Annotated in this window: 9 protein-coding genes and 2 tRNA genes; 4 read left to right on the top strand and 7 right to left on the bottom strand. The window is 33.0% G+C overall.

The genetic code is table 11. The annotated features are described in order from the left end of the window. Positions 1 to 79: 79 nt before the first annotated feature. Entirely contained in the window at positions 80 to 904 is an 825-nt protein-coding gene (locus M2326_RS04755) for a DPP IV N-terminal domain-containing protein (protein ID WP_264618407.1), read from the bottom strand. Between the two features lie 462 nt (positions 905 to 1,366). Between M2326_RS04755 and M2326_RS04750 the strand changes: the two genes are divergently transcribed. Continuing rightward, positions 1,367 to 2,683: a hydroxymethylglutaryl-CoA reductase, degradative gene (locus tag M2326_RS04750; RefSeq protein WP_264618406.1), complete on the top strand. Its 1,317-nt coding sequence runs from the start codon at positions 1,367 to 1,369 to the stop codon at positions 2,681 to 2,683. A gap of 157 nt (positions 2,684 to 2,840) precedes the next feature. Then, a complete protein-coding gene (locus tag M2326_RS04745) occupies positions 2,841 to 3,767 on the top strand; it encodes a GYDIA family GHMP kinase (RefSeq protein ID WP_319800821.1) in 927 nt (308 codons plus the stop codon). Between the two features lie 294 nt (positions 3,768 to 4,061). Here M2326_RS04745 and M2326_RS04740 read toward each other — a convergent pair whose 3' ends face one another. From M2326_RS04740 to M2326_RS04715, 6 genes are all read right to left on the bottom strand, one after another. After that, entirely contained in the window at positions 4,062 to 6,158 is a 2,097-nt protein-coding gene (locus tag M2326_RS04740; RefSeq protein WP_264618405.1) for a peptidylprolyl isomerase, read from the bottom strand. A gap of 107 nt (positions 6,159 to 6,265) precedes the next feature. Further along, positions 6,266 to 7,525 carry a hemolysin family protein gene (locus M2326_RS04735; RefSeq protein ID WP_264618404.1) on the bottom strand — a complete coding sequence of 420 codons (1,260 nt, stop codon included), beginning with the start codon at positions 7,523 to 7,525 and terminating at the stop codon, positions 6,266 to 6,268. Positions 7,526 to 7,528: 3 nt separating this feature from the next. Then, on the bottom strand, positions 7,529 to 7,723 hold the full coding sequence (locus tag M2326_RS04730; protein ID WP_264618403.1) for a hypothetical protein: 195 nt from the start codon (positions 7,721 to 7,723) through the stop codon (positions 7,529 to 7,531). A gap of 36 nt (positions 7,724 to 7,759) precedes the next feature. Further along, a complete protein-coding gene (gene lptC / locus M2326_RS04725; RefSeq protein ID WP_264618402.1) occupies positions 7,760 to 8,314 on the bottom strand; it encodes an LPS export ABC transporter periplasmic protein LptC in 555 nt (184 codons plus the stop codon). A gap of 37 nt (positions 8,315 to 8,351) precedes the next feature. Further along, entirely contained in the window at positions 8,352 to 9,572 is a 1,221-nt protein-coding gene (locus M2326_RS04720) for a porin family protein (protein WP_264618401.1), read from the bottom strand. Then, positions 9,565 to 10,299 carry a type III pantothenate kinase gene (locus tag M2326_RS04715; RefSeq protein WP_264618400.1) on the bottom strand — a complete coding sequence of 245 codons (735 nt, stop codon included), beginning with the start codon at positions 10,297 to 10,299 and terminating at the stop codon, positions 9,565 to 9,567. Before M2326_RS04715 ends, M2326_RS04720 begins: the two co-directional genes overlap by 8 nt. A gap of 99 nt (positions 10,300 to 10,398) precedes the next feature. On the opposite strand from M2326_RS04715, the gene M2326_RS04710 reads away from it, so the two are divergent. Together M2326_RS04710 and M2326_RS04705 are read left to right on the top strand one after the other, a co-directional pair. Beyond that, positions 10,399 to 10,471: transfer RNA gene (locus M2326_RS04710), tRNA-Phe, on the top strand. Between the two features lie 126 nt (positions 10,472 to 10,597). After that, positions 10,598 to 10,670: transfer RNA gene (locus M2326_RS04705), tRNA-Phe, on the top strand. Positions 10,671 to 10,867: the final 197 nt, after the last annotated feature.

Genomic DNA, 10,867 nt, shown 5'->3' with positions numbered 1-10,867 from the left:
AACTCTATGAGATTTTGACCTTTAAAAATTTCCATTATTTCTATGTTTTTCAATACTTTAAAGATATGAATTTAACTGCTTACCTCAAAAAATCTTTATACTGTGACAAATCTACATTTTTGCTACTTTTTGAAGATACATTATACAAATGCAAGGATACAACAGAATTGCTCTCTCCTGCTTTTGGATATTTGATTTTCTCAATTGTAGGATACAAACTAGTACCAAAAATACTCATCGAGAATTCAGGAACCTTGCTTTCGTCAAATCGAATAAAAGCTATATTTTTACTATCGGTGCTCCAGTCAAAGGCACGTACAAAGGCAAATTCTTCTTCGTAAACCCAGTCTGTAATTCCGTTTATGATTTCGTTTTTCTTTCCGTCTGTGGTGATAGCAGTTGTTGCTTTTGTTGCCAAATCATAAACATATAGGTTGTTATCCTGAACAAATGCTACTTTTTTCCCATCTGGAGAAAATGTAGGTTCTTGAATAGCTTTGTCTCCCACTTTTTGCAATTGCTTTTTGGCAATATCATATACGTAGTAATCCGCTGTAAACGAATGTCTGTAGATTGACTCTTTGTTACATGCCATCAAAATTAAATTTTCAGAGGCATCAAAACTATAGCTCTGCACCATTGGCAAGCGGCTGTATGATTTGGTATCAAATAATGTTGCTGTCTTTTTCAAGCTAGCAAAATCATACAAATCAATCTGGATGCTTCCGGTTCCTTCATCATAATTAAGGACTGTATATTGATTGGTTTTTTTTAAGGCTTGTAGTTCTGCCATTCCTTGAGGGCGAAAACTACCATCATAAAGCGTCTCAACTGTCAGTTTCTGTTGGGCAAAAATGCCCGTCACTGCAAATAATAATAACAACAAAAATCGATTCGAACTCATATAAAATATTTAAAAACTTAAAAGAGACCAATTTTAGTGATTTTTTCGCAACAATTAGCTGAATTTTTGTTAAAACTATTCCGTGTTTGCAAACCAACTAATTTTATCTGTAGATACATTAGCAAAATCTTACATAATAAGTACTGCATTTGTTCGTGGAATTAATAATAAAGACAAATAATATTGAAATCATCTTCATGTGTTGGAGAAGATAAACTTAATGTTAAACGGGAGTTTTGGATTGTTGTGTCAAAGGGTGTCGTAAAGCATATTTAATTATTTTGTGAGAAGTAAATAGTGGAATGTTAGCACTTGAGGCTATGGATGTTTTAAAGTAAAAATCGTATTTGTTTCAATCAATTGTATAACTTTTATATACCTGTTTTTTTATTATAAAAACTAAGTAACATCCCTGAAGACTCAAACACAAAAAAAGTATCTTTGTTCTTTAAGTAAAAAAAAATGAACCATACTATTACTGGATTTTCAAAATTATCTAAAGAAGAAAAAATAAATTGGATTGCCAAAGAATATTTCTCAACACCCGATGAAGCCAAAGCACTATTGAAGCAATATTGGAATACTGATGAGAAAATTCAAAAACTTCATGACGAATTTATAGAAAACACCATCACCAATTTCTACATTCCTCTAGGAGTAGCACCCAACTTTTTGATCAACGGAAAATACAGTACTATCCCGATGGCGATTGAAGAAAGCTCTGTTGTAGCAGCAGCATCAAAAGCAGCCAAATTTTGGTCAACTCGTGGCGGTTTTAAAGCAACAGTGCTAAATACTGAGAAAATAGGGCAAGTCCACTTTATCTACAAAGGGGATATCTCCAAGCTAGAATTGTTTTTTGCGCAGGCAAAAAGCTCCTTTTTTAGCGAAACCCAAAGCATCACGGCCAATATGCAAAAACGTGGCGGTGGTATTTTGAATATCGAATTGAAAGACAAAACCAATTTGATTCCAAATTACTTTCAGCTTCACGCTACTTTTGAAACTAAAGACAGCATGGGCGCTAACTTTATTAATTCCTGTTTGGAGCAATTTGCAAACACCTTAAAAAAGGAAGCGTTAAAGTACACGTTGTTTACCGAGGAAGAAAAAAACATACAAGTTGTGATGAGCATTTTGTCCAACTACGTGCCCAATTGCATTGTACGCGCCGAGGTATCGTGCCCTGTGGAAGCATTGGAAGAAAAACATATTCCGAATCCTACTGCATTTGCAGAACGTTTTGTTCAAGCAGTTCAAATTGCCGAAGTAGAACCCTATCGAGCAGTAACACACAATAAAGGTATCATGAACGGAATTGATGCCGTTATCATCGCTACAGGAAATGATTTCCGTGCTGTCGAAGCAGGTATCCATGCGTATGCATCACGATCTGGGCAATACTCTAGTTTGTCACATGCAAAGATAGAAAACGGAATATTTACCTTTTGGCTCGAAGTTCCGTTAGCTTTGGGAACCGTTGGAGGCTTGACTAGCTTGCACCCTTTGGTAAAACTATCTTTGGAAATGCTCGAAAAACCATCAGCACAAGAGTTGATGCAATTTGTAGCTGTCGCAGGATTGGCTCAGAATTTTGGTGCCTTACGCTCGTTGACTACTTCTGGAATACAAGAAGGACATATGAAAATGCATTTGAATAACATACTCAACCAACTAGAAGCTACAGATACAGAGCGACACGCGGTTCGTAAATATTTCAAACATCATACAGTTTCGCATAGTGGTGTTGTTAATTTTGTTGAGAACTTCAGAAAATAATTAATTAGTGTAAAATCTAAATTGCTTTTATTTCGATAAAAAATAATACTAATCATCCTGTTAGGTACAAATGCTACATCAAACTTTATTAGAACACCTTTGTATAAACTGCTATTCTAATTCATTTGTATTAACGAATCGTAACAAAAATACTTCAATGAAAATGGAGACTACAACTTATTACAGCAACGGAAAACTTTTAATCACAGGTGAATATTTAGTCTTGGATGGTGCTAATGCATTTGCATTGCCTACACAATTGGGGCAAAGTTTAATTATTTCTGAAGGCCAAAATCAAGAAGTGCAATGGACAAGCTATGATTCTGACGGAAGTATATGGTTTGAAGATCGTATTTCATTTTTTGAAATTGTCAATTATGCAATAACTGACATAGAAACTGTAAAGACAACTTTAATTCGTATTTTGTATCAAGCATATTTAGTAAACCCTACATTTATTCAACAAAATAAAGGATACAATATACAAACCAAACTCACCTTCGCTAGAGAGTGGGGACTAGGGACGTCTTCTACATTAATCAATAATATTGCTCAATGGCTAAAGATTGATGCTTTTGAATTACTAAATACTAGTTTTGGAGGTAGCGGTTACGATGTAGCATGTGCTCAATACAATAGTCCAATTACCTATCGATTGAAAAATGGGAAACCAATCATACAACAGATTGTTTTTCAGCCTTCTTTTACAAACCATATTTTCTTTGTCTATCTCAATAAAAAACAAAGTAGTAAAACAGCTATTACGAATTACAAAATTAACAAAAATAAAGGTCTATCCACAAATATCCAAAATGTCAATCAACTCACAGAAGAGGTAATCCAATCCTCAACGATTGCCCAATTCTCTAAAGCACTTGTTACGCATGAGTCACAAATGAGCCTCATATTAGAAACTACTACTGTCAAAGAATTACTTTTTAATGATTTCAACGGATCGATAAAAAGTCTTGGAGCTTGGGGAGGTGATTTTATAATGGTTACTTCTACTGAAAACCCAACTGCCTATTTCGTTGAAAAAGGATATACTATTATTTTTGAATATGATGATTTAATTTTAAGCTAAAAGGTTACTAGGAAATATTTTAAAACAATAGTGCCTTTTTTGTATTCGTAATGTATTTGTTCTTAAAAGTTGTAGAAATGAAGCATAAAGCAACTTAGAGCTGAATTCCTTGTGTATTCTTGGTTAAGTATGTAGCTGTTAAATGCTTGAGAAAGAATTGATGTTTAACAACGCTTATGCAATAAAGGGTTAATAATTAGTGCTCTCATACAATTAACTATTAATAGAGAACAAAAAAAATCCGATGCCATAAGCATCGGATTTTTTTTGAATTAAATAATTACTAAGTAAGATTTAGAAATTAAATTGTTTTCTATTATCTTTTATTTCTGCTACATCTTTCAATGCAGGTAATACTCTGCTAGCATCATTTCCAGACTGTGCTTTCAATTTAGCTACATAAGGAGCGTAATCTTTAATAGTGATAGCTTTTACTGTTTTAATGTTTTTTACGACATATACACCTGTATTGGCTTCAATAGGAGCAGAAATCTTGTTTGCTGTTAAAGCGAATGCTGTTCCTACGACTCTTGGTTCTGCGCCTGCGTTTTCAAGTGTTGGATTATCCAAAGTTAAATCTGTTGCTTGCTGCACTGTTGTACTAACTGCTTTTGCAATTGTTTCAAGAGAACTTCCAGCCATTTTAACTTTGATCATTTCTGTCTTTTTCTTATTTTTTAAGATTCCTTCAACATATGGTTTTGCTTGACTTAAAGCAACCAATCCTGAATCATCAATTGATTTCAAACGAGCGATTACGTGTCCTGCATTAGCTATTTCAAAACGTTTGATTGAATTTACTTTAGTGTCATTTTCAAATGCCCATCTCACAATTGCTCTTTGGTTACCCAATGAACCAAAGTTTTCTTCCATGGCAGTAACAGCAACAGCTGGATTTACTGTAAGATTCATACTTTTTGCTATTTGATTAAAGTCTTTATCAGCAGCGCCCATTTCAAATTTAGTTGCTTCTGTAAATACTTTATCAGAAGTTGCTTCGGAAGGTTGAATTTTTTGAGAGATAGTAGCTAAGCGAACTCCATCTTGTTTGTCTGTAATTTTAATGATATGGAAACCAAAGTCAGTTTCTACCAATCCTATTTTACCAACACCATTATTGAAAACGAAATCATTAAATGGTTTTACCATTTGATTTGGTCCAAAATAGCCTAGATCACCACCTTGTTGCGCAGATGAATCATCAGAACTTGTATAAGCCAACATTAAGAAAGTTTCTGGGTTAGCATTTACTTGTGCAAATATACTTTCTGCTTTGGCACGAGCTTGGTCTTTTGTTCTTTTTTCTTTTTGGTTTGGAACTTGTGTTCCTTCAAAACTAATTAAGATATGACTTGCTTTTGCATTTACACCCAACTTTTTACCCAAAGACTTAGAGATGCTGTAATAATCTCCATTTACATACGGTCCATAAATTTCTCCTGGAGCCATATTGTATAGTTTGTCAGCATCAATTGCTGGTAAACGATTTTTTGCAATATAAGTAGAATCGTAAGGTACATCAGAATTTGAGTTTACAAACTCAGCAATATTCTTAGCATTTTTAAAACTTGCTAATGTATCGTTTTTACCAGTAGCCTGGTTGTATACTACACTTCCAGATAATAATGCAGTAATTTTTGCTTTAATTTCAGAAACATCTTCAGCTGAAGGCTTGTCTGGAATTAATACATATTCTATTTCGCGAGTTTCGTCAGATTTGAATCTCTTCTTGTTTTTATTCATGTAATCAGTGATCTCAGCATCAGAAACTTTAACATCACTGTCTTTAATTGTTGAAAATAATCCAGCAACATAAGCGAAACTCACTTTGTCTGCTTCCATTTCATATTTAAGTTTTCCTTCACTTTTTGTCGTGTAAGTTCCGGCTTTAATTAAAGTAGAATAAATTTGAAATTTAGCATTTAAATCTGCGCTTTGTTCTCTTTCTTTTAAGCTTGCCGCTAATTCAGGATTAGATTTGAAAAAATCTTTAAATTTAGCCAAGTCAAAAATACCAGCAGCATTTAAGAACTGAGGGTTTTGACCAATGTTAGGATCTGCTTTTAATACTTCAAGTAGGTGTTGTTCACCAACTCTTAGTCCTAGTTTTTCAAATTCATAAGTTAACAAAGCGATTGATACTTCTTCATCCCAAACTCTACTTGCTGCAGCTGTAGATGTGATTCCTTGACCACTTTTTTCAACATTACTTACTTTTATTCTAAAGTCTTCAAATGAAATATCTTTCCCATTGATGCTTCCTACATCTTTAGAAGTACTATTGAAGCTACCGCTTTTGAATAAATCTCCAATGATAAATGCAAATAAAGCCAATGCAATAACTGCAATCATTAAAGCGGAACGTTGTCTAATTTTTGATAAAACTGCCATTTCTATTGTTGTTAATTTTATATTCAGGTTGCGAAAATACAATTATATGATTAATATTTACAATTGTATCCTTTTATTTTAGAAAAAAAATGCTAGAATAAAACAAATTATTCTTTTATAGTCATTTTTACCAATTCAATTTTTTTATTTGTAGCCTCTTCAATCACAAAATGATAATCTCCAATAATGATGATTTCTCCTTTTTGTGGAATATCATTTATGAAATCAAGAATATAGCCTCCTAGTGTTCCGTATGAATCGCTCTCCGGAATATTTAATTTATAGGTTTGATTTAGATATTCAACATCAAATCGAGTTGAAAACAAAAAACCACCTTCTTCAAGAACTTGCTCAATCAATTCTTCATTCGAATCATGTTCATCTTCAATTTCTCCAAAGAGTTCTTCTACAATATCTTCAATGGTAATTATTCCAGAAGTTCCTCCGTATTCATCAATTACAACTGCTACGCTTTTCCTTTTTTTAGTTAGTAGGTTCATTACGTCTTTGATGTAAATTGTTTCTGGAACAAATTCTACTGGAATGACAATCGATTTGATATTTTTTGGTTTTTTAAATAGGTCGAAAGAGTGTACATAGCCCACAATATCATCTAATGAATTTTGATAGACCAAAATTTTTGAGTAACCTGTTTCTATAAATAATTCTTTGAGCTGCTTTATAGTATCAAATAAATCAATAGCTTCTATTTCTGTACGGGGACTCATGATGTCTCTAGCCTTTACACTAGAAAAATCTAAGGCATTTTGGAACATTTGTATTTCAGAATCTACTTCGTCATTATCTTCTACTGAGCTCATTTGTTCTGTGATATAGTCTCCTAGCTCTACTTTACTAAAGAACATTTGTATTTGATCTCCTTCGGTTCGGAAAAATTTCTTAAGAATGAAATCGGAAACCCAGATAAAAAAAGTGGAAACAAAGTAGAATAATTGGTAGAAAAAATAGGCTGGGATAGCAAAAAACTTAATAAGTGAATTGGCGTAGATTTGAAAAAAAACTTTAGGAAAAAACTCAGCTGTTATCAAAACAATCAAAGTAGATAAGATAGTTTGGGTTAGTAGATTCGTTAGATTTGATAATAAGAAATCAAAAGTACTGATCCACTTCATTAATAAATCTCCCATAAAAAACCCATAAATAACCAATGCGATATTGTTGCCAATCAACATTGCAGCGATAAATTTAGATGGTTTTTCTGTAAGTTTTGTTAGGATTTTTGATAGAAAGTTATCTTGTTTCTTCTCAATTTCAAGGTATATCTTATTCGAAGAAATAAATGCAATCTCCATCCCTGAAAAAAAAGCACTTAGTATTAAACACAATATTATAATACTAATTTCCATGATTTAGGATTTACGATTTTGACCACTAGTTTTTTTAGCAAATTTTCTTCTAAAGAAAAACATGAAGATAGCCATTCCAGCAATAAAAAATTGCATCAATGGATTTGCTCCTTCCTCAGTCCATTTTATTATGCCATCGTAAATAAAGTAGATTGCAAAAACTAAGTAAACGTATTGTGTGTATTTTAAATAATTCATTTTTAACTAATATGTTATTTAGGTAATTATACTCTTTTATTCCTTTGAATCAACTTCTCCGGATATTTTTTGCGAATGGATTACTTTGAAATCTTTGCTAAAATCGATTCCTTGTCCATTCGAAACTCCTTTTAGGTCAGTGAATTTAAATCTTTTTTCGGTGTAAAACCATTCGTTTTTTTGGTCATAAAAGAGCTGTTCGGTCTCTAGTTTTTGGCCATCTTGCGAAATAATTCTCACCTTTCCTTGCAAATCAATTATACCTGTTTGACTATATGAAATAGCATAATTTGATGTTACTTTAGTTGTTTTGGCTTTTTTGTCATACAGTGTTACGTCAATTCCTTTTGGAAATTCTGTAAATGGAAAGCTTATATTAGAGTAATCTAACATTTTTGGGCTCAGTAAAACAACTTTGATTAGGCCGGAGTCTGTATATTTTAAATTTACATTGTCTGCATCTCCACCGGGTATAAATTCTGAGAAATTTATTTTTTGAACTTCCTTGAAATTGCTCTCGCACCCAAAAAAGAATGTCACAGCTATAGCCGTGACAATATAAACCAGTCTATTTTTCTTTTCAAAAGTCATAGCGCAAAGATAGTGCTAAAATAATGGAATGATATTCTTAATTAAATTTACGTTTTTCAAACCATTTGTCATTTAATGACAATCCAATGCTGATATTCGCATAGTTTTCTTGAACAAGCCCTGAGGATGTAGTTCCTTTTTTGCCAATTTCAAATCCGATATTCATGTTTGAAAATGTTCCGGAGATAGGTAAGCCTAATCCCATCGTTAATCCTACGTTGTCAATCGCTTCTGTTCTTATGATTAAGCCCGTTCTTTCGTATTTAAGTCCAGCTCTGTAAACGATGCGTTTTGCGTAATTTGAAAATGAACCGAAATCTGGAATGTAATATCCTCCAAGACTAATACTTCCTGCTCTACCGTAGGTTACATCTGGTGAAACATTGTAACTGTTGGAGATATCTGAAGCGCCTTGCATTACAACTCGTCCGCCAATTAGCCACTTTCTTACTTCTCCAATACCTGCACTTAAGCTAAGTTTTGATGAAAACGTAATCGTTTGGTCTGGTTGATCTATTGTTTGTGTGTCTAATGGACTTTGTATGGAACGTGTATTCTTTGATTTTAAGCTATTAGCCAATGTATAATTTACACTGCTGAATATACTTAATTTTTTAGTGATTTTTGTTTGATACATTGAACCCACATTAAAATTTATCCCAGACAAATTGGATGTATTCGTTTCGCTTGTTCCTGATTGGATGTTGCTGTTTAATTGTGAATTGATGATGTTAATCACTCCGAAGTTGTAATTAGCATCTACACCAATACTAAATTTTGGTGTGATTTTGTATCCTGCCCCAAGAAAAACCTTGTTTAAACCACCTGAACTAGTTGCTGTAGAAGTAATTTCAGAGTTATCACCAGAAACGGTTCTCAAATTGTAACCAACAGAAGAGTAGGGGATGATACCAAATCCAATTCCAAGTTTTCCTAGTGGTAAACCTAGAGCCATATAATCTATTGTCGTTCTTCTTGCTTTTTCGCTTAAAGCATCTGTCTTCATTGTTGTGGTATTGTAGGTTCCACCAACTGTAAAAGAAGTAAGTTTCAAGTTTGGAAAACTCGCTGGGTTTTGCAAGTTGATATGAATACTGTCTTGTTCAACTGCAACACCACCCATAGAACGGGTTTCAGTAGTACCTTTAAAACGAACATCGCCTATTCCGTAAAAGGAATAAGGAGATGAAGAACCTTCTTGAGCATATGATAGTACTCCTAAAAGCAAGCAAAGACTGATTACTATTTTTTTAATCATTTTTGATTTTATATTGAAAAGTTTGATTCAAACTCTCTAAAAGGAAATTTGAATTGGCAAATATGGTATTTTTTAATCGTTTAGCCAAAAAAACTGTATCTCCACCCGTTAAAATTATTATAAAGTTTAAGTTATTCTGGCTATATTCCTCTATGAAACCCTTTATTTCATAGACCAGTCCATTTACTACTCCAGAATGAATCGATGATGTAGTAGAGGAGCCAATGTATGAGTTTGGTTCACTTAATTCTAGTGAAGGTAATTTGGAAGTATATTCGTGTAGGGCTTTGTATCTCAGTTGTATTCCGGGACTTATGGCGCCTCCTAGATAGTGATCTTGGTCGTTTATGTAATCATAAGTAATGCAGGTGCCTGCGTCTATAATTAATCTATTTTGTTTAGGATATTTCAAAACGGCTCCCGAAGCAAGTACCATGCGGTCAATCCCTAATGTCTTTGGCGTTTCGTACGAATTGATAAAAGGAAATTGATCGTTATGAGATACAAAATGTACTTTTATCTCATTTTCGAAAATTAAAAATGATTGTTTTTCTATTTCTGTAACTGAGGAAACGACTAAGTAGTCGCATTTTTCGTACTTTTTTAAAATGAAAGTAATTTTTTTTTTAAGTTCTTTTTTATCGAAAACAAATACCTCTAAAATAGTATCTACTTCAAAAACAGCTGCTTTAATTCGGGTATTGCCTACGTCAATGGTAAGAATCATATTTTAAATTTTGATTATGCGAAGATACGAATACATTTTTTTAAAAAAATGTATTGTTGAAACGAAAAAACACCTTATATTTGCACTCGCAATAAGCACGGTACCTTAGCTCAGTTGGTAGAGCAATGGACTGAAAATCCATGTGTCCCTGGTTCGAACCCTGGAGGTACCACAAAACCCACTAAGAAATTAGTGGGTTTTTTGTTTTAATTTTTTTTGAACTATTTTTTTTTACATAAAATCAAAACAAACTTGGATAAACCAAAAAACATCTTATATTTGCACTCGCAATAAGCACGGTACCTTAGCTCAGTTGGTAGAGCAATGGACTGAAAATCCATGTGTCCCTGGTTCGAACCCTGGAGGTACCACAAAACCCACTCAATCGAGTGGGTTTTTTGTTGTTTATTTATTCTTAAGTGGTGACTGGTTTATTTATGATTTTAATCCATACAAAATATTAAATAATTTTGGTGAAACTATATTCTATAATTGCCTACTAATGAGGTAGTAGTATCGGAATATTTGTTTAGAATTTAGTCATTTGTAAGTTAGTAATTTATGTATC

Origin of the sequence: Flavobacterium psychraerolatum (assembly GCF_025960985.1) — a bacterium.
Taxonomy (GTDB): Bacteria; Bacteroidota; Bacteroidia; order Flavobacteriales; family Flavobacteriaceae; genus Flavobacterium.
Note: the sequence above shows the minus strand (reverse complement) of the source record. Positions and strands in the feature narration are given on the sequence as shown.